This is a genomic window from Enterocloster clostridioformis (assembly GCF_020297485.1).
GTDB lineage: Bacteria > Bacillota > Clostridia > Lachnospirales > Lachnospiraceae > Enterocloster > Enterocloster clostridioformis.
Genome location: NZ_JAIWZC010000001.1, coordinates 2270944 through 2290943 on the forward strand (window position 1 = coordinate 2270944; position 20000 = coordinate 2290943).

Here is a 20000-nt window from a genome sequence, read left to right on the forward strand (position 1 = left end):
CAAACCACGCGCTAAGACGCCATCAGCCGGAATACGGATTCGTATATCCGGTTAGCAATATAAGGATTGTTCATGGTGTACAGGTGGATGCCGTCCACGCCGCCTGCCGCCAGGTCCACAATCTGGTCCACCGCATAGGCAATGCCCGCGTCCCGCATGGCAATCGGGTTATCCCCGTAACGCTCCATCACGGAGATGAATTTTTTCGGCAGCTTGACACCGCACAGGGATACCATGCGCTCGATCTGCTTTTTGTTGACCACCGGCATGATTCCGGCCTCCACCGGAACATGGATTCCCACCAGATCCATCCGTTCCCTGAAGCGGTAAAAATACTCGTTGTCAAAGAAAAGCTGGGTGATGAGCTGGCTGACGCCGGCGTCCACCTTGTCCTTCAGGTGTTTCATATCCCTTACCAGGCCGCCTGATTCCTGATGGCCTTCCGGGTAGCAGGCGCCTATGATGTTAAAATCCCCATGGAGCTTTATAAACTCCACCAAATCCGACGCATACCGGAAATCCCCTGCCGGCTCCCTGTCCGGAACGCGGTCCCCCCGAAGGGCCAGTATATTCTCTATTTTCTGTTCCTTCAGCTGTTCCAGAATCAACAGGACATCCTCCCTTGTCAGGTTCAGGCACGGGATATGGGCCACGCTCTCTATGCCGTATTTATGCTTAATAGCAGACGCAATCTTAAGCGTTGTCTGACTGTTCTCGCTGCCTCCCGCCCCATATGTGACGCTGATGAAATCAGGCGTGATTCCCTTAAGCTCATCCAGCGTATTGTAAATCGTGTCAACGGGCGCTGTCCTCTTGGGAGGAAATACCTCCAGGGACAGTACGGTTTTATGGTTGAACAAGGATGATGTCTTCATATCTGTTGGTTCCCTTCTTTGAAATAAGTCTTGGTCATCATTTATGATTTGTCATGATTCCTGATTGCAGTAATCATAGCACAAAACAAAAAGAAGGGATAATTTGTAAATTTTATGGGCAACTATAGTTTTAAACTATATCGGGCCATTCTCTGTCACTGTGTTTCCTTATTCCTGTCATAGGCCCGGATATACACAAAATTATCATTCTTTCGTTCCATTCTGTATTCCGGATCCAAAATGGCGTCAATGAACTCCCTGCCTCCTGATTCCACTGCCACCACCTTCATCCCCAGCTCCCGCTCCACATCCTGGACCGTCAGATCATCTAAAAATACCTGTTCACCCACGCGCAGCATATTGGAAGGAATCTGCAGTACCTCTCCCAAATCCTCACCCGCATCCTGCCGTTCCTTTAACTGTCTTATCAGGTCCTGTCCTGTTATGAGGCCGGATACCGTAATGGTCTCCCCAAAGAAATCATTTCTTATAAAGTACACATGAACCGTTAGACGGGGGAATGCAGCCATCAGCTGTTTCGCAAAGCCGCAGATGGTAGAATACGTCAGCTTTCCCGTGGCAATGGTCAGCGTCCTTGAAACAGTCTCAGCCAGCCCTTCATACTCTCTCGCGCTGACCACATCCTCCAGGGCTTCATTGAATTCATTGATGAACATACGCATCATGCCCACGCCGTTCTCCAGCTGGATATAGCCGTCATAACGCTCTTCCTCAGGAAAATCCCTGCCCGCCGTGATGTACCACTCGTCACTGGCATGAATGAAATGAAGGCCGTATTGGTCATAAAACTCCTGCTGGCGGCTTTCCACCATATCAATGACAGCGCCTGCTTCCTCCTTAGTATATAACTCAATGGGAAACAATCCATCCCTGAATTTTGTGATACCTGCCGGAACCACGGAAACACTTCTTAAGAACGGCAGATATTTAGATAAATCTTCAATGGTCCTCTTAAGCTCCGCCCCGTCGTTTACATTCTTGCAGCAGACCACCTGGCCGTTCATTTCCACATGGCCGTCATAGAGCATTTGCAGATACTTAAGCTTATCACCCGCAAAACGGTTGTGAAGCATTTTACACCGCAGCTGCGGGTTGGTAGTCTGTACCGATATGTTAATGGGGGCCAGCTGCATACGGATGATTCTCTCTATGTCCCTCTCCTTCATATTGGTCAGGGTAATGTAATTTCCCTGCAGGAAAGAAAGCCTGGAATCGTCATCCTTAAAATACAAGGTCTCCCGCATCCCCGGCGGCATCTGGTCAATAAAGCAGAAGATGCATTTGTTGCTGCAGGAACGGTAATCGCTCATCAGGCCGTTTTCAAACTCCACCCCCAGGTCATCGTCATATTCCTTGTCGATTTCCAGCAGCCACTCTTCCCCGTCCGGTTTTCTTATGACCACCTCAATATACTCATCCTTAATCAGATACCTGTAGTCAAATACATCCTCAATCACTTCATTATTAATCGAAACCAGTATATCCCCTGGTTCAATTTCCATCTCCTCCGCAATAGAGCCGGGATATACCTCTTTTATCACATGTTCATTCTTTTTCGTTTTCAACCTATTTTCCTCAATATTATAGTTCTTTCCACAATTCCTGTTTTTATGCTTTTGCTTCTCTGTAACATGCCCACACGCAGCCTCCGGTAAGCGCCGCCGCGAACAACACCGCCGCCGCCATGGACAGCCGGCTGACGCTGCCGCCAAAAGAAATTTCCCGTATAAGACGCGTCGTATGGGTCAGCGGCATAATATTCACCACCCACTTAAGGGCCTCCGGTATGCCGTCCAGGGAAAAGAAGGTGCCGCACAGGAAGGACATGGGCGTTATCACAATATTCGTAAAATTATTCATGTCGTAGTGGCTTTCCATCATCATGGCCGCCAGAAAGCCCAGGGCGGAAAAAATCAGCGAATTCAGGATAACGGCTGTCAACAGCCACCCGTTCATGGCCAGCCTGACCCCTGACACGATTCCCAACAGTACAATGAATACGCCGGAATACATGCCGCGGAGGGCTCCCGCAAGGATGTGTCCCATAGCCAGCAGATGCATCCGGGTGGGTGAATACAGATAACACTCAAAGCTCTTTTCGTGGAGGCGCATGACGCTGATGCGGGTGGAAACCGAAGTGTAGCTGTTGCGCATGGTGGTCATGGCCAAAAGTCCCGGTATCAGGTAGTAGAGATAAGGTTTTCCGTCCATCTCCATCACCCTGCCCAGTCCAATCCCAAAGGTCACGAAATACAAAAGCGGCGATACCATCTGGGAAAATGTGACTCTCCAGAACCTCCGTTTAAGAAACAGCCATTCCCGCCACAAAATCGTGGTTATTTCCATCCTCCCACCCCCTTGCTGGTGTAATGGAAAAATACGTCCTCCAGTGTGGAAGGAAGCACGCTGCACAGCGCGTCAATCCCCCCGGCCCTGGCCTTGGCCGCGGGCAGGTCCTGAAAGAACTCGGCCTTCATCCTGTCTCCGTCTTCGTACTCCACCTTAAATGGTCCGATTTCATCAATCAGTCCTTTTGGCGTGTCCTCCTTAAATATCTTTCCTCCGTCAATGAGCATCACATAATCGCAGAGATGCTGGGCCTCCTCGATATAATGGGTGGTCAGAAGTATGGTCTTTCCCTCCTTATGCTGCATGCGCAGGAAATCCCATATATCACGGCGGGCATTGGGGTCAATGCCTACCGTTGGCTCGTCCAGAAATAAGTATCTGGGATTATGAATCAGGGACTTTGCAATCATCAGCTTGCGCTTCATTCCTCCTGACAGGTTCTGAGTCACCCTTTTTCGGACGCTGTCCAGTCCAAGGAAGGACAGGAGACGGTCCGCGGACGCGGCAATATCCGCCTTTCCCATCCGGTAAAGGCGGCCCGCAAACTCCATATTTTCTTCCACAGTCAATTCCTTGTCCAGGTTGACATGCTGGCTGGTTACGCCAATGGCCTGCTTTACAGCCACGGCATTCCGGTCCATGGCCTGTCCGTCAAAGGCCACGGTGCCTGTATCAGGCGGCAGAAGTCCGGTCATCATCCGCATCAGTGTTGTCTTTCCCGCTCCATTGGGGCCCAGCAGGCCCAAAAACATCCCGTCGGGAATCTCCATGGAAACACCCTGCACCGCTTCCACATCACCGAACTGTTTATGCAGGTCTTTACATAGAATCATTACTGCCTCCCCTGCTTCTTGATGATGACCGTGGAAAGATAAGGTATATCATACTTTTTCAGGTCCTCAAAGTCAGTCACCAGACGCTCCTCACCTGTGCCTGTCTTGGTAATCAGCACAAACCTGTCCTCCAGGTGGTTCTCCTCCAGGGCCCGCAGCAGGGCCTCCGGGTCAGTGGAGGGCTTCATCAGAACCACATTGTCGTGTTCCCTGAGTACCCTTCCCAAATCCTCGCTGCTGTTTTTGCGCACTGGCGCCACCACCAGGTCCTCATTCCAGGCCACCAGAGGCATTTTCATGGAGTCCGCTGCAGCGCAGAAGGATGTAATGCCGGGTACTACCTCCACCTCCACGCCTGCTGCCTCTATGTAGGGCAGGGTGTACATAAACGTGCTGTAAACCGCCGGGTCTCCCAGTGTAATGAAGGCGCCGGTGCGCTCCCCGCTTAAATGCTCTGCGATGCATCCCGCGTTCTGCTTCCACATTTCACGCAGCTGGGCGCCGTGATAATGCATTGGATATACCAGATTTACGATTTTTGCCTCTGTGTTCTCCAAAAGTCCCTTTATGATATCAAAGGCAAAGCTTCCTGCTCCAGTCTCCTTTTCAGGACAAAAAATCACATCCGCCTCATTCAGAACGCGGTGTGCTTTTAAAGTCAGCAGTTCCGGGTCCCCCGGTCCTACGCCGATTCCGTACAGTTTTCCCATTTTTCGTTCCTCTTTCTGTTCTCATACCATGACATGGTACCATATCCGGAGGCAAAGGGCAATTATTTCATTCACCCTATTATAATTCACCTCCGACGTATGCAAAAAAAGGCCCTGCCGCTGAGTGTACAGCGCACGGCCCCGCGGTATCACGTTCCTGATACGTTTTGTCTTGTCACGGCTCTTTGCCTGCAGCAGATTCATGCCGTTGCGCGGCACTCCCTGGGGATATGTATTCCCCTATCTCTCAGTATCCCTTCATATATTTCTTTATGTTTTTGTCCTGGGCTAATCCGGGACTGCACTAATTACTGTGGTGGTTTTTCCTGGTATTATAAAGGCCAAAATACTTCTGTGCCTCCTCCTGATTCAGGGAAACCCTTTGTTTCAGCCGCGCAAGAGTCTGTTCCTCCGTCTTTCCATCCTCCAAATAATCCAGGATAAAAGCCCTGATTCCCTCGTTTCTTCCCTCTTCATAACGCCCTTCCAGGGCGTCCTCCATATTGAACTCCGTAAACAGCATATTCACCGCCTCCGTTCCATGTTCTCTCAGAAACTCCGCCAAAAAACCCTTCTGCTCACAGTCGGACATGGCGCTGATAATTGCCTCATCGCGGCTCTTTCCCTGTATCAGATAATTCTTTATCTGCTGGATAAACCAGGAATACCCATACAGCGGCCCCCATTTTTTTAGAATCGGGTGGTTTGACGGCAGATTGATATTAATTACCTTTACACTTAATTCTAGCATAGGATATTGGGTCTTTTCAAGGTATGCATCCGAAAGTTTCAGAATTCTCTCTTTTCGGGAAACGTTTGTCACCATTATAGAAAACAAAAAACTCAGGCGTTGGAATCTGAATCCGGCCGGTGCGGTACAGCGCTCTGGACTCAACCAGTTTCTCCATTGTCCTTCCATAATAAATGGCATCCCTTAACGGCATATTCTCATTTAAGGTTGACTGACGTTCGCTGATAACCGCACGACAGCTCTGATACAGCAGGCGCCCACCAGATTCCCCCGCCTCCCATTACCGCAATACAGCCCGCTAATGCGGCCGCCATAATAATCATGCCTCTGCCCATGGAGATAACCAGTGACTCCTTTGGCCGTTCTATGGCCGTAAAATATCCTGACCCCACAATGTTAAATCCCAGCGCCAGGAATGACAGGCTGAATATCCTGAATACAGACGCCGAGTAAAGCCTGAGTCCTTCCAGCTTTTCGGAAATAAAGAGAGCCACAGCCACAGCTGCAAACAGGCAGAAGTGACAAAATATAATGCTTCACATACTCCGCCGTGCTCTGGGTGTTGGCCTGATTGGCCTCCCGCCGCCTGCCCTGCCTCAGGAAAATGGCCACCACCGCGGACAGAGCTGCCTCCGATACCCCCCTGGCCACAAACATCCCGTCCACCATGGTATACAGCGCAAAAATCCACTGGGCCGCCACGGAGGGCCATACAAACCTCCAGAATATTTTCTTCAGTGACATTCCCTCAAAATTCATGATACAGCTCCTTTATGACAACTGGAGCTGGGCATACTGGTCCCCCGCCGGACCCGCACCTATGTGCCCCAGCTCCTTGCCTTTGCCAGGGAACATTCCATGAACATCCGGGGACCGCTGCAGGAACTGCTGTGGATTGATGTCCATACCACTAAGCATGTGGGGGAGCAGGTGACAGAGCTGCAGTTAAAAGCAGAGTCCTCCCCGGCCCATTCACCCCAATATAACCCGGGCTTCATACGGCTTCAGAACGCCCTTTACATGCTCATCATAATTACAAATCAGCTCCTTAGCGCCGGGAAACTCCTCCGCCGCATCACAGGGAACGGTCTGGTCCGTAAAATTGCAGGCAACCAAAAGCCGTCTGCCCTTGCAGTGGCGCTCATAGGCATAAACAGAACCGCTGTCCTCCAGCCGGCCCACAAATGCGCCATATACGATGATATCGTGCTGTTTCCTGAGCGCAATCAGTTTCCTGTAATAGTGGAATACGCTGTCCGAATCCGCCAACTCTGCCCTGGCATTGATTTCCCGGTAATTTGGATTCACCTTAATCCAGGGGATTCCTGTGGTAAAACCGCCGTTATCACTGTCATCCCACTGCACAGGTGTACGGGCATTATCCCGGCTGATTGTCTTTAAACAGCGCATCATGGTATCCTCATCCATCAGGCCGTTTTCCGTCAGCTCATGGTAACATTGATGCTTTCAATATCCCTGTAATCTGACAGGACTTCAAACCTTGCATTGGTCATTCCCAGTTCCTCACCCTGATAAATATACGGGGTTCCCTTCATCATGTGAAGGCAGGTCGCCAGCATTTTGGCCGACACCGTCCTGTAACGGGGCGAGTCATTCCCGAATCTGGACACGGCCCTGGGCTGATCGTGGTTATCCAAGTACAGACTGTTCCATGCCTTCCCTTCCAGCCTTGTCTGCCACCGATTAAACGTGTCCCTCAATTCCTTTAAAGGCACCCGCTTATCGGTCCATTTTCCGATGATTCGTTCCCCCAGGGAAACATGTTCAAAATGGAATACCATGTTCAGCTCCCCGGCGGTTTCACCTGCATACCTCTTTGCATGCTCCATGGTGGTTCCCAGCGCTTCCCCCACGGTCATGATATCATACCTGGACAGCACCCTGCGGTTCATTTCCCGCAGATACTCATGCACCCTCGGTCCATTGCAGACAAACTCCTGATGGTCCCCATAGAGTCCGTCCTTTACGGCTCCGTCCGGGAAATCCTGCTGCTTTGAAATCATGCTGATTACATCCATGCGGAAACCATCGATTCCCTTCCTGCACCACCAATCCATCATATCGTAGATTTCTTCCCTGAGCGTCCGGTTCTCCCAGCTCAAATCCGGCTGTTTTTTAGAGAAACAGTGGAGATAGTACATATCTGTCAGGCTGTCATATTCCCAGGCCGGACCGCCAAAATTGGAACCCCAATTATTAGGGGGCGCTGCCGTACGCCCGTTTTCGTCCCGTTTTCCTTCTTTCCAGATATAATAATCCCGGTATGGATTGTCCTTTGACTTCCTGCTTTCCACAAACCATTCATGTTCGTCCGAGGTATGGTTCACCACCAAATCCATGATAACCTTAATACCGCGCCGGTGCGCTTCACAGAGCATCCTGTCATAATCCTCCATGGTTCCGAACTCTTTTAATATATGTTTGTAATCAGATATATCATACCCGTTGTCATCACAGGGAGACTCATATACAGGAGACAGCCAGATTACATCGATTCCCAGTTCCTTAAGATAATCCAGATGAGCCGTGATTCCGTTCAAATCCCCGATACCATCCCCGTTGCTGTCAGCAAAGCTGCGCGGATAAATCTGGTATATTACGCTTTTCTTCCACCACTGATTCATCTATTCCACCCCATACTCTTTAAAAATATCTATGATTGGCTGTAAGCCTTTCGGGCCTTCAGCCAGGCTCCCGGGTATTGTCCGCTTGAATTGCCCAGTCCCGGCACCCATTTGCAATATACATTTGCGGTGTCAATGAAATTTCTATCCTTATTTTATCCGCATCCAGACCTGCATTTCTCCTCTTCCCCGGTTATTCCTCAGAAAATAAGGAACCGCCTTTACGGTCACCGCTTCCTCATATGACCCGTAAGGCATGTAGAGTGTATCTGCATCCGTCTGCGCAAGCTCCCGGACTCCCCTGGCCTTCAGTGCGATGCAGCCTCCCGGCATGGACAAATCTGCCTCCTCTGCGAGTCCGCCTTTGGGGTCCACGGCAATCTGGTCCAGATACGCCCCATTGTCCGCTTCCTCCAGACAATATACCAGCGGACCTCTCACAATTGCCGCCCTGCCCGCATTGTAACGGACATTCTGGCTGGCCTTTATGAACCGGGCCTCCATACGGAACTTAAGTGTAATCTCCGTCTCTTCCGGCCAGGAGCGCATCAGACAGGCAAATCCCTTTTCTTCCCTGTCCGCTGATACGGTTTCCCCATTTACACGCAGGCTGTATCCCCTGCTCCACCCCGGTATGCGCAGTGCCAGGCCCAACGGCGCACGGGTATATCCCATCCGCCTCCATCTTTCCTCCGGTCCGAACACGCCGTCAATGTGGTCGGCCAGTTTTTTTGCCACATTGTATACTTTTTCTTTTCCGGTTGCCAGATAGTAGGCCACAGCCCCCTCAATAAAATGGCCCGCGCAGTACAGCTCATGGCACTCCAGCACATTGGTCCAGCGCTTATCCGGTTCCTCAATGATAAAATAGGTGTCCAGATACCCGTCCGGCTGCTGGGCCCTGGCTATGATATCGATGACTGAATCCGCCTTTTCCTCCAGCTCTTTATCCCGCTCCAGCATGAGTACATTGCCCACTGCCTCCAGCCACTTGGATACATCACTGTCCTGAAATACCTGGCCGTAAAACCTGCCCTCCATATCTCCCGCCGCAACGCGGAAATTGTCAATGGCATGACTGGGCTCGGAATCCGGAATCCTGTCGTTTAGGATATCCCACTGGTAAGGGATGACCGTGTTCTTAACTAACGATATATAGCGGCTCCAGAATGAGTCCCTGATTGTACACCCCTGTTTTTCCAATAATCTGAATGCTTCCATGCTTCTGTACCTTTCTTAGAACCGCTGTGCGTCTGATGCCGCCTTTAACTCAATGGTCACTGTGTTGTCTCCGGGAGCCAGGATGATTCCGCCGTCATCCCCCAAAACATCTGCGCCTGATATGCCTTTTGCCTCATGGATGCCTTTCAGTACATACGTCATCCCCTCCGGCATCCCGGTGCTGGAAATGACAATGGTGCGTCCGTTCCTGGCAGCCCTGGCCGTCAGGACGATGCTGCCTGCGGTATCCGGAATCTCACATACCGCTTCTTTTCCATCCCCAAGGGCATATAACCTCAGTTCGGCTCCTTTTGCATAATCGTAATCCGGGCGTTCCCCGCAGGCCCCCATTGCAAGAAGCGTGTTCTCCCTGACATATAAGGGCAGGGTAAAGAAATCGCACACATCATGATACCATCTTCCGCCGTCCCTGCATTCCCCTGATAACAGATGGGTTCACCTGCCCTCCGGCAGATAGTACTCCACCTCATTGTCCTCCCTGAAAACAGGGGCCACCAAAAGGCTGTCTCCCAGCATATACTGCATATCCAGGTAGCGCGCCGCCGGGTCCCTGTCAAATTCCATTACCATGGCCCGCATGGACGGAATACCTGTCTCATGGGACTTAACCGCCATCCGGTACAGATAAGGCATCAGTCGCAGCTTAAGCCTTGTAAAACGGCGGCATACTTCCAAGGCCTCGTCATCGAAAAGCCATGGCACACGGTAGCTCTTGGAGCCGTGAAGCCGGCTGTGGGTGGACAAAAGCCCGAACTGCATCCTCAGGCAAAAATCGAGTAGGAGGAAGGCGATTATTTCGCCTTCCGACCTCTCACACCACCGTACGTACCGTTCGGTATACGGCGGTTCAATCAACTTAACATGTAACAGCCTTTTCGGCGTAGTAGTCTTCCATGGATACAAGACCAAACTTAGCTAGTCTCTCTTTACTGATACAAATGTGGAGATTCCAGCTTCTGCACACTCTGGCATATCCTTTGGCATATGAAATGCCATGTGCCGCATTTGGCGGCAGACCAAGTTTGATAAGATTCTTTTCCCTGTTCTTTGGCGTTTTCCAGTGTTTCCATATGCACATGCGCAGTCGATACCGAATCTGTCCGTCCATTTTTGCGCACAGCCTTTTCATGCTTCCGATTTTGAAATAATTTATCCACCCTCGGATAAGCCGGTTGAGTTTCCCAATTTTATAACCATTGCCCACTCCCCAGCTCCTGCTTGTATATTTCTTCATCTGCGCCTTGAACTTTGCTGCCGCTTTCGGGTGTGGTCTGGCTTTGTACCCTTTGGCAAATGAGTCATAGTAAAATCCAAACCCCAGATACTTAATGCCCTTTGGTTTATCAACCCTGCTCTTTTCCGCGTTCACTTTCAGTCCAAGCTTTTCCTCTATAAACCGAGCCACGCTCTTCATTACCCGCTCTGCCGCCTGTCTGCTCCCGACCATTATAATAAGGTCATCTGCATACCGGACGAAATCCAGCCTCCTTGCTTCCAGTTCTTTGTCCAGCTCATTTAACATGATATTTGCTAACAGCGGCGAGATATTTCCACCCTGCGGTGTGCCGACTACCGTATCTTCATACTCATCATCAATCATTACGCCGCTGACCAGAATCTTTCTTACCACCGATATGACATCTCCGTCCTTTATTGTCCGTCCGAAAATCGTCATCAGCTTGTCATGGTCTACTGTGTCAAAGAATTTCGCTAGGTCGATATCCACTATCCAGTTGTGTCCGTCATTCATCATTTCCAATGCTTTAAGGACTGCCTGCTGTGCACACCGCTTGGGTCTGAATCCATAGCTGTGGTCGTGAAACTGCTCCTCAAATATCGGGGTAAGCACCTGTGCCACCGCCTGCTGTACAAAGCGGTCTACTGCTGTTGGCACTCCAAGATTTCTTGTACCACCATCGGGTTTGGGTATCTCCACCCTGCGGACTGGCTTCGGCTTATACTTCCTCGTCCGCAACTGTTCCTTAATGTTTTCGCCGTTTTCCGAAAGATATGCGCCAAGTTCTTCAACGGTCATCCCGTCCACGCCTGCCGCTCCTTTATTCCTTACGACTTGCAGATACGCCGCATTTAGATTATCCCTGCTTAATATCTGCTCCATGAGACTGCTTGTGTCCATGCGTTGTTTCCTTTCTGCCCCTTTTGCCTTTGCCGCCTTTGAAGTCATCGACAGGCGTATGCTCCGGCTACGAAGTGGAACGTACTTCAACTGATTGATTGTTCAGCCCTTCGCTCCGTCCCCATTACAGGAACTTCCTCACTACTATGGCTTCTGCTGACTTCTCACAATTCGTTGTTACTACGGCTAATGAGACCGCCTGTGAGACCTCCCCAGTTAAGGTGCGTGTTCTTTTCCTCCATGTACCTGCCGCATTTACTCGTACTTCCGGCAACCTTTTGGACTTCAGTGCCTTTTGCCACCTTATCCGTATTTCCGAGCCTTATATGCGGTTCCTGTCCGTCAGGTCAGAGGTTTGCTTACAGCTTCTTTCAGATTCCGTCTCACGGCGGACACCCTTGCTGTTCGGCTATGTGCTTCGTTGTTGCCTACGCGCACTTGGGACTTTCACCCATTAGAAAACGCCCATGCTGGGCAAACAAAACAGGTATTTCCAATTAACTGAAAATACCTGTTTTTTTATCTTAACTTTGTACCACTTCCAGCTCAAATAGGCGGGCAGCGGGCATCCTGGGAATCCGGACGCTTAAGCTCCCCCTCTCCTGGTTCCAATTGTATTTACATTTTTCATAAGAAGGATATGCACAGCGCGCCTTGGCCTGCCGCCCCTTTAGTAGTCCAGTCCCTCCTCCACCTTCATAACACTTTCCCTCTCCGCTATGACAGCATCAATTTTCGGCTCGCTCTCCCGCACCTCTTCTCCATCTATAAGACGCATGAGCATATTTACCGCCAGCTCTGCCTTACGGCTCACATCCACACTCATGGATGTAAGCCTTGGATTGCAGAGCCTTGCATATATATCATCGTCAAATCCCGCCACAGAGATATCCTCCGGTATGGAAATCTGCCTGCGCTGCAGATAACCGATGGCCTCCACCGCATTGAAATCCGTGGAAAAAAACAGTGCGGACCTGCGTCCAATCAGCCTGCGCATTTCATCGTAAACCATGGCCCTCTCGTCATAGGTCCTGCCCAGCATATGTATCTCCAGGGCCGCGTTTTCTCCCAGGCGCTCCCTGTATAACTCCGACGCTCCCAGATACCAGCAGTAATCAGCTCCCGACTTGGTATTGGTCAGGTACACCACCTTTTCAATTCCCTGGTCCAGCAGATACCCCATCATGTGTCTGCCCCCCTCATAATCCCTGGAGGTCACATTAAAGCATCCTGCTATCTTTGCCGGGTCGTATTCGTTCATATCAATGGATACAATGGGCTTTCCCGTCTGTTTGCCAATCTGCTTATAATATTTGGCCGGCATGGAGATGGATATGATTCCATCCACATTCCATCCCATGGTCATTTTCATAATTTCGGGTATGTTCTTGGAAGAAAAGAGCATGATATAATACCCTCTTTTTCTCAGCATGCTTTCAAGCTCACCAATGATATTTCCGTAAAAGGGACGTTCGTAAGGGGTCCGCTCCACGAAATCCGGCGTATTGACAAGAATACTGATTATTTTAGAGTCCTTGTTGGTCAGAGCATTCAGCCCGAATCTGGGGATATAGTTGTATTTGACCAAAAGCTTTTTTTATTCTCTCTTCCACTTCCGGAGAAACCTTCTTTGCTTTTCCATGCAGTACATTCGACACAGTGGTCATACTGACGCCTGCCTCTGCTGCGATTTCCTTTAATGTAATCATTCTAACTTCACCTGTCCTGCTTTGACATTTTACTTTTTACGGAGCGTGTCTGAAAATTCATTCCCGCCATCTGACGTAAAAGCAGTTTCCAGACACGCTCTGGTAGAATCATACCATACTTTCAGATGCTCCTCCATTGGTTTTTCAAACTTTATATCCGTCCCTGCCTTATCAGTATATCGTCTAATCATTACATCCGTAAATGAAATCCGGAGCCTGTTTCAGGAAAACCCGCACGGTTCCGGCTTATCCCTGCCCAGCTCAGCCAGTTTCCGGTTCTTCTCATTTACAGTCCCGAAATCCTTCAGACAGCAGATGACCTGGCCGCAGGACTCCATAACCGCAGCTGCCCGCTCATACGTCTCCTCCCGAATCAGTTCAAAGGGGGCTTCCGATATCACCTTTGCAGCCAATGCCACGGCAATGGGGTAATCTATATCATTTTCGTGGAGGATTCCTGCGGCAAAAGGAATTCCCATGCGCTGCAGCTTCCTATACACCGGGATTCCGCTTCCGTTTCCGCCTATGACGAACACCTGGGGCGTTCCCCTCACCGGTTCCATCTCAAGGCAGCCCAGCTCGGCATGATAGCTGCCTTTCGTAATTCCGTACAGACTGGTAATATAAGAGGATGTAAAGATTTCTTCCGGTGTACCGCACCGTTCAATGTATTCCCCGTTTACGCAGACAATATAATCCGATAATTTCTGCGCTAAGTCCAACTCATGAAGGGACATAAGCACTGCCACCTTCTTCTCATGAACCAGGTCCTTGAGAATCGTCAGAAGCTCCAGCTTATGCCGGATATCCAGGAAAGAAGTGGGTTCGTCCAGCACAATGGCCCTGGGTTCCTGGCACACGGCCCGCGCCAGAAGGATGCGCTGCTTCTGCCCGTCGCTTATCTCCGAAAAATCCCGCCGGGCCAGGTCCCATGCGTGAACCAGTTCCATGGCCTCCCTGACCTTTTTTCTGTCTTCTGCGGTCAGTATGCCCATTCTTCCGGTATACGGGTAACGGCCGGTGCTGACCACATCCTCACAGGTCATAAGTTCAGGGTGAATCCGTTCTGTCATCAGAATGGACATCCGCTTTGCAATCTCCCTCTCCCCCATCTGCTGCATGGGCGTGCCATCCAGATATACAGCCCCTTCCAACAGCCCCAGCTGCCGGATTACGCTTCGGAGAATGGTGGATTTGCCAGCCCCGTTTGGACCAATCAGGGTTACAATTTCGCCTGGTCTCACATGAATCCCGATTTGCCTTATAAGAGGTATACCGCCGTATCCCACGGTCATATTTTCAGTCAATATGTAATTTTCTTCCATGAAATCCGCCTCTCTGTCTCTCCCGCTGTTCTGTTTTCCCGCTGCCCGGTCCCCATCCTTCCCGCTCACTGCATGTTCTTACGGTTGTGCACCATCATATAGATGACAATGGGCGCGCCGAAAACAGCTGTCACGGAGCTGATGCTGAGTTCTGTGGGCGCAAAGACCGTCCTGGCCGCCAAATCGCAGAACAGGCAGAACACAGCGCCGCCCAGGAAGCAGCCCGGAATCATGAGTATGGGCTTTGCCGTCTTAAACAGGCTCTTCACCAGGTGCGGAACCGCAATGCCCACAAAGGATATGGGCCCGGCAAATGCAGTCACACAGGCCGAAAGAATGCTGGACAGCAGAATCAGGGCCACCCTGAACCGCAGGATGTTCACCCCCATGTTCCGGGCATAGACCTCTCCCATCTGGTAAGCGCCAATGGGCTTTGCCATGAGAAAGACAAGGAGCAGCGCCAGGAAAATCACTGCTGTCATGACCCTTACATACTCCCATGAGGTACCTGAAAAGCTGCCCATGGACCAGTTGTGAAGATTGACAATGTTGGCGTCGTCCGCAAATGTCACCACAAAATCCGTTATGGCGGAACAGATATAGCTAATCATTACACCGCAGATAACCAGCATGGACATCTTCTTTACCTTACCGGAAATCATCAGCACAAATCCCATGGAAATCATGGAGCCTGCAAAAGCAGCCAGAATCATCCCGGCCGAGCCGATGGAGATTCCCCTTCCCAGCAGGACAATCATCACAAGGGAAACCACCAGTTTTGCGCCGGATGAAATCCCCAGCACAAATGGCCCTGCGATGGGATTTGCGAAAAACGTCTGCAGCAGGAAACCGGATACGGATAAGGCTCCGCCCAGTATCACAGCCGAAAGAATCCGGGGAAGGCGTATATCCCACACAATGTGGTATGAGGTGTCCTCCCCGGTTCTCCTGAGCAGGATTTCACCGATTTCCTCCACGGACAGATGCACACTGCCGGAATTAATGTTCCAGATAAATAATACGCACATCATGGCTGCCAAAAGGGCAAATGAAATGCTGTATTTTGTGTAGATACCTTTTGGCATTGGCATAACTCCTTTTTCCGGCAGCCCATGGGACCGCCATGTATCTTTGCCGGGCGGGAATGCGTTTTCAGACGCCCCCCTAGCGCAGCCGGTGCATATACCTTAATCCCTCCGGCTCCTTCTCTGTCAGTATCCGGTGGATATCCAGAATCATATCCCCCGGCCCCATGGTTTCCTGGAACAGGCTTTTTTCCGTGCACCACACATTTCCCTCCTTCACAGCCTTAAAGTCAGCCAGGAGGCTGCTTTTATCCAAAAGCTGGTCCAGGCTGTCCAGTTCCCCGTCTATGGTGCTGTTGTAAATAATGTAATCCGCATCCCTGGCAGCGGCATAAAAGCTTTCCATCTGCATGTTCATGGTGGACAATGCATTTTCATTTCCCGCAAGTCCCTGCGGGACATAGGTTCCTCCGGCCAGGGCAATCATTTCGGCCACATAATCCCCGGACTTTCTCACATTGACATAGCCGTTGCTGCTGATATAGAAAAATGCCGCTGTCTTCCCGGTATTCTCCTGGTTCATCACAGGTAACAGCTGCCTTACCTGGTCGTCAAAACAGCGCTCTGCCTGTTCCTCCCGGCCCAGCAGCACGGCATATAATTTCAGCCACTCCATCCTGCCAAGGGGATGGCTCTCATAGCTGGAGCGCTCCACCAGAACCGGTATCCCCAGCTGTTCCAGCTGTTCCTTTACTTCCGGGGAATGATAAATCATGGTGGATTCTATGGCCAGGTCGCAGGACATGGACAATATCCGCTCATAATCCGGCGCGTTGTATTTGCCCGCATAAAGCATTCTGCCATCCTCCAGGGCTGACCTGGCCTCCTCTATGTACCAACCGGAAGCATCTGTCCCGGACAGTGTAATCCGGTCCGTTCCATCCAGACTGCAGAACAGGTCCATTGCTGATGTTGCCGCCAGATAAATATTCTTCAGCGGCTGTTTTATGACAGCCACATCGCCCGGAAGACCGGAGGGCTCTGTTTTCCCTTCCGGCACCACCAGATAGCGGCCGCTGTCCTTTATGGTAATCATCGGGTAGCCGCCATCGTAATAATCCACTGAAAACTGGTCCGCATAGAGAAGTTCCATACTCCTGGTTATCTTTTTGCTGCTCCAGCTTTCCGGGGCAGCTTCCGGATCCTCATCCGAGGCCGTCTGCCCGGCCGTTGTCTGCCCAGCCGTTGTCTGCCCGGCCGTTGTCTGCCCGGCCGCCGTCTGTCCCGCCGCCGTCCGTCCTGTCTCAGCCCGCCCGCCCGGCGAACAGCCTGCGCATATCACCGCCATCAGAATTCCTGCGGCGGCAGCCGCCGTCACTATCTTTTTTCGTCTCATCATTCAGCCCTTTTTATTGTCGTTGAATCAAACACCAGGGTATATTCCACCTCATGAGGCTCGCTCATGGCTATGGTATCCGCTATGACCTGCATCTTCCAGTCAAAGGCGCTGACCGGAATCTCAAAGGAAGAATTCCCTTCCGTGTTCACCAGGTCAAACTTCTCGCCCCCGACCTTCATATAATCATAGTTTGAACTGCTCCAGATAATGGTTGCAAAAGCCTTGCCGTCCTCAATCCGGAGTGCAGCCGGCGTCTCCACAGATGCCCGGCCTGAACCGCCCTCCAGCCTGACTGCCACTGTATAGGAACCATCCTCCAGCTTGAGGCTCTCCGCGGCAGCCACCTTACCGTCTGCAAACGCCTCTGCCGGAAGGGAGTCGGCACGGAATACCAGCACACGGTCATACCATTTTTCCCTTTTCTTACTGAACGCACTGCAGTCAATCCCCTTGTCCAGCGCTTCCACCGGTACCTTGAAAGTATGTTTCCCATCCGCGTTTTCCGCAAATGGAATAAAATCCGCATCAGGAGCCCGCTCTGCATCAGCGCCTGTTCCCATATACAGTTTCAGATACCCGGTTCCGCTCATGGTCATAACTGCACTCATGGCTCCATCCCGCACCGTAAGTTCACACTCCGTAATCTGGAACATGCTGGAACTGGAGTCCACCTTAATCCCATAGACCCCATCTTTTATTGCATCTGCCAGAACCGGTACCATTCCGTCTTGCGCTACATCCATCCGGCTGCCTGTCTCCTGGCTTCCGGTGTCTCCTGCCCGGGCGCGCTCTGCCGGGTCATCCCCTGTCTGCCTATCCTCTGTCTGCCTATCCCCTGTCTGCCTATCCTCTGCCTGAGAACCGGCTTCCCGGGCAATGTCTGCAGCGGCGGCAGCCGGCGCCTCCTTTCCGCAGCCTGAAAGAGTTCCGGCGGACAGCCCCACGACAAGCAGCAGGGCAGCCAAGTTCATTTTCCTGAATTTCATTTCCAATCTCCCCACCTTCAAAAGGGCGATCAGCAAATTGCCCCGACCGCCCATTTATCTTTCTGATTTACTTTGTCAGACTGTCAACCGCTGCCTGAGCGTGTTCTACAAAGAGCTGTTTAATTGCTTCCAGCTCGCCCAGTCCGTTAACAAGGCATGTCACTTCATAGCCTGCGTCCTCAAAGGCGGTCTTCCAGGAGCCCTCTTCGTCTCCTGCCATGTCGTTGTTAGCATGGTCGCCTGCCACGATCATCAGCGGTTCCAGTACTACCTTCTTGTAGCTTCCTTCCTTCACTGCTGTCAGGACGTCATCCAGGCCTGGCGCCGCCTCCACGGTACCCACATAGTAATTCCTATAGCCTTCCTCCGTGAGCATGTCCTGCATTTTTGCGTACACCTGGTTAGAATCTGCCTCAGTGCCATGTCCCATGAAGCAGATAGCTGTCTCGCCGTCATCATACCGGGCAGTTGCCTCTGTGATGGCCTTCATCACTGCCCTGAAATCATCATCTGTGGTGAGAAGCGGCTTTCCGATTGCCACTTTCTCAAATGCATCCGAATACTCCGCCACCTCATTGACCAAATCCGTATACTCAAGCCCGTTCATCAGATGGGTAGGCTGAATCACAAGATTCCTGACGCCGTTCTTTTCCGCGCGGTCAAGGGCCTCGCCCACATTGTCAATGGCAACGTCATCCCGGGATTTTACGTGGTCAATAATAATCTGGCTGGTAAATCCTCTTCTTACGGCAAAGTCAGGAAATGCCTTCTCAATAGCGTCCTCAATGGCACCAATGGTCAGACGTCTGCTGTCATTGTAGCTGGTACCAAAGCTGACTACCAGAAGTTCATTTTCACCGATCTCATCCTGATTCCTGGTATTATCCTTAGATGCATCCCCGGTATCGTAATTCTCCTCGTCCGCCTCGGCAGCTGCTTCTGCGGCCTCTTCTGTCGTCTCCGCTGCTTCCGTCTCTGCCGCTGTTGTTGCCTCAGCAGTGGCCGCTGCCTCAGTCTCCTTGGTTGTCTCTGCGGCTGTTTCCTTCTGTCCGCCGGAACAGCCGGCCGCGGTCACCGTTGTCAGGGCTGCCGCCGCAAATAATACTGCCAGTTTTTTCATTTTCATCTTCTCTTTCCTCCTTGTTTTATATAACCCCATCGGTCAAAGAAAGGTAGAGGAATATGCCGCCTGTATCTGACGAATCCCAAACGGCAGTCTGCACGCGCATAGGCGTATTCCGGAAGATGTCAGCAGATATGTGTTTTTCTGCAGATATGTAATACGCAGCGTATCCATGCTCCGAAGGAATCCCCTTCCGTCCGGGCACAGCTTCCCCTGCGTAAAAATCCGTTACCGTCTGAGTCAGAAATCCGCGGCCGAAACACCGTAAATCGGTACAACCAATTACTCGTGATCTGGAAATATATTCCTGTACCAACAACTGGCAGGTTTCCTGACTCGTATATCAACACGCATGACCGCCTTCCCAATTCAAACGAATCAGTGACTGTCCTTGACACGAACCATGCGCTCCTTACTTACAGTGACGAGATCGTACAGGATTTCCACCTGTTTCCCTATTACCCGCAGTCTGCCAGCGACAGACAGCGGCACCAGTTGTTCTTAACTCGATATGATTTATCCTACCACTTAATGTAAAAAAAGGCAATAAAATCAATCATTATCCGGAAGCAGCTTCACTGTCACCATGATCTGTTTCAGAAACTCCCCTTCCTCCAGCCTGATATCCTCCACATGGGTCTGGGGAGGAAACTCAAAAGTTTTCTCCTCAATCTCCAGATAGAGCCAGTTGTAAGCCGCCTCTCTGGCATGCTCCACCGCATCCTCCAGGTCCGGTCCGTCTGCCTCGCAGCACTGCAGATCCGGAAATGTTACATGGTAGCCTTTATCGTTTTTATGAGGCGTAAATACCGCCGGGTAAGTAAATGTCATTTCTTTCTTCCTCCAATATTCATAATAAAGCATACTTAT

Annotated in this window: 19 protein-coding genes, 2 pseudogenes and 1 riboswitch; all 21 genes and pseudogenes read right to left on the reverse strand. The window is 51.0% G+C overall.

The window, feature by feature from the left end:
• Window positions 1-11 precede the first annotated feature (11 nt).
• Window positions 12-875 (reverse strand): methylenetetrahydrofolate reductase [NAD(P)H], encoded by an 864-nt coding sequence (gene metF / locus LA360_RS11560; protein ID WP_022203365.1) that lies wholly within the window; start codon window positions 873-875, stop codon window positions 12-14.
• Between the two features lie 155 nt (window positions 876-1030).
• Window positions 1031-2521 (reverse strand): annotated as a pseudogene (locus tag LA360_RS11565) (DUF512 domain-containing protein); the annotation flags it as partial.
• Window positions 2505-3242 (reverse strand): ABC transporter permease, encoded by a 738-nt coding sequence (locus tag LA360_RS11570; protein WP_022203363.1) that lies wholly within the window; start codon window positions 3240-3242, stop codon window positions 2505-2507. The pseudogene LA360_RS11565 and the gene LA360_RS11570, both read right to left, overlap by 17 nt.
• Entirely contained in the window at window positions 3233-4078 is an 846-nt protein-coding gene (locus tag LA360_RS11575; protein WP_022203362.1) for an ABC transporter ATP-binding protein, read from the reverse strand. Before LA360_RS11575 ends, LA360_RS11570 begins: the two co-directional genes overlap by 10 nt.
• Window positions 4078-4788, reverse strand: a complete 711-nt coding sequence (cobI, locus tag LA360_RS11580; protein ID WP_022203361.1) for a precorrin-2 C(20)-methyltransferase — start codon at window positions 4786-4788, stop codon at window positions 4078-4080. The genes LA360_RS11575 and cobI overlap by 1 nt, the downstream gene beginning before the upstream one ends.
• Window positions 4789-5092: 304 nt before the next feature.
• Window positions 5093-5539 carry a hypothetical protein gene (locus LA360_RS11585; RefSeq protein WP_225537510.1) on the reverse strand — a complete coding sequence of 149 codons (447 nt, stop codon included), beginning with the start codon at window positions 5537-5539 and terminating at the stop codon, window positions 5093-5095.
• Between the two features lie 197 nt (window positions 5540-5736).
• Window positions 5737-5931 carry a hypothetical protein gene (locus LA360_RS11590; protein ID WP_225537511.1) on the reverse strand — a complete coding sequence of 65 codons (195 nt, stop codon included), beginning with the start codon at window positions 5929-5931 and terminating at the stop codon, window positions 5737-5739.
• 4 nt (window positions 5932-5935) lie between these two features.
• Window positions 5936-6298 carry a hypothetical protein gene (locus LA360_RS11595; RefSeq protein ID WP_022203359.1) on the reverse strand — a complete coding sequence of 121 codons (363 nt, stop codon included), beginning with the start codon at window positions 6296-6298 and terminating at the stop codon, window positions 5936-5938.
• A gap of 213 nt (window positions 6299-6511) precedes the next feature.
• Window positions 6512-8184: pseudogene (locus LA360_RS11600) on the reverse strand (alpha-glucosidase).
• Between the two features lie 150 nt (window positions 8185-8334).
• The gene (locus LA360_RS11605; protein ID WP_022203356.1) at window positions 8335-9405 is read right to left on the reverse strand and encodes a beta-L-arabinofuranosidase domain-containing protein; all 1071 of its coding nucleotides are present in this window, start codon (window positions 9403-9405) and stop codon (window positions 8335-8337) included.
• Between the two features lie 15 nt (window positions 9406-9420).
• On the reverse strand, window positions 9421-9810 hold the full coding sequence (locus LA360_RS11610) for a hypothetical protein (protein ID WP_022203355.1): 390 nt from the start codon (window positions 9808-9810) through the stop codon (window positions 9421-9423).
• Between the two features lie 51 nt (window positions 9811-9861).
• Window positions 9862-10185, reverse strand: coding sequence for a TIM-barrel domain-containing protein (locus tag LA360_RS11615; RefSeq protein WP_022203354.1), 324 nt, complete (start codon window positions 10183-10185; stop codon window positions 9862-9864).
• A gap of 97 nt (window positions 10186-10282) precedes the next feature.
• Entirely contained in the window at window positions 10283-11563 is a 1281-nt protein-coding gene (gene ltrA, locus LA360_RS11620; RefSeq protein ID WP_002578445.1) for a group II intron reverse transcriptase/maturase, read from the reverse strand.
• A gap of 670 nt (window positions 11564-12233) precedes the next feature.
• The gene (locus LA360_RS11625; RefSeq protein WP_138262451.1) at window positions 12234-12995 is read right to left on the reverse strand and encodes a LacI family DNA-binding transcriptional regulator; all 762 of its coding nucleotides are present in this window, start codon (window positions 12993-12995) and stop codon (window positions 12234-12236) included.
• Between the two features lie 94 nt (window positions 12996-13089).
• On the reverse strand, window positions 13090-13272 hold the full coding sequence (locus tag LA360_RS11630) for a LacI family DNA-binding transcriptional regulator (protein ID WP_138262450.1): 183 nt from the start codon (window positions 13270-13272) through the stop codon (window positions 13090-13092).
• Window positions 13273-13493: 221 nt separating this feature from the next.
• Window positions 13494-14597, reverse strand: a complete 1104-nt coding sequence (locus LA360_RS11635) for an ABC transporter ATP-binding protein (protein WP_022203352.1) — start codon at window positions 14595-14597, stop codon at window positions 13494-13496.
• 65 nt (window positions 14598-14662) lie between these two features.
• Window positions 14663-15682: a FecCD family ABC transporter permease gene (locus LA360_RS11640; protein ID WP_022203351.1), complete on the reverse strand. Its 1020-nt coding sequence runs from the start codon at window positions 15680-15682 to the stop codon at window positions 14663-14665.
• A gap of 79 nt (window positions 15683-15761) precedes the next feature.
• A complete protein-coding gene (locus tag LA360_RS11645; RefSeq protein WP_089774540.1) occupies window positions 15762-17021 on the reverse strand; it encodes an ABC transporter substrate-binding protein in 1260 nt (419 codons plus the stop codon).
• Complete coding sequence (locus LA360_RS11650; protein ID WP_089774563.1) at window positions 17018-18043, reverse strand: hypothetical protein; 1026 nt, start codon at window positions 18041-18043, stop codon at window positions 17018-17020. Before LA360_RS11650 ends, LA360_RS11645 begins: the two co-directional genes overlap by 4 nt.
• 31 nt (window positions 18044-18074) lie before the next feature.
• Window positions 18075-19133 (reverse strand): sirohydrochlorin cobaltochelatase, encoded by a 1059-nt coding sequence (locus tag LA360_RS11655; protein WP_022203348.1) that lies wholly within the window; start codon window positions 19131-19133, stop codon window positions 18075-18077.
• A 301-nt stretch (window positions 19134-19434) separates the two neighbouring features.
• A riboswitch (cobalamin riboswitch) is annotated at window positions 19435-19641 on the reverse strand.
• Window positions 19642-19682: 41 nt separating this feature from the next.
• On the reverse strand, window positions 19683-19961 hold the full coding sequence (locus LA360_RS11660) for a type II toxin-antitoxin system HicB family antitoxin (RefSeq protein WP_022203347.1): 279 nt from the start codon (window positions 19959-19961) through the stop codon (window positions 19683-19685).
• Between the last annotated feature and the right edge of the window lie 39 nt (window positions 19962-20000).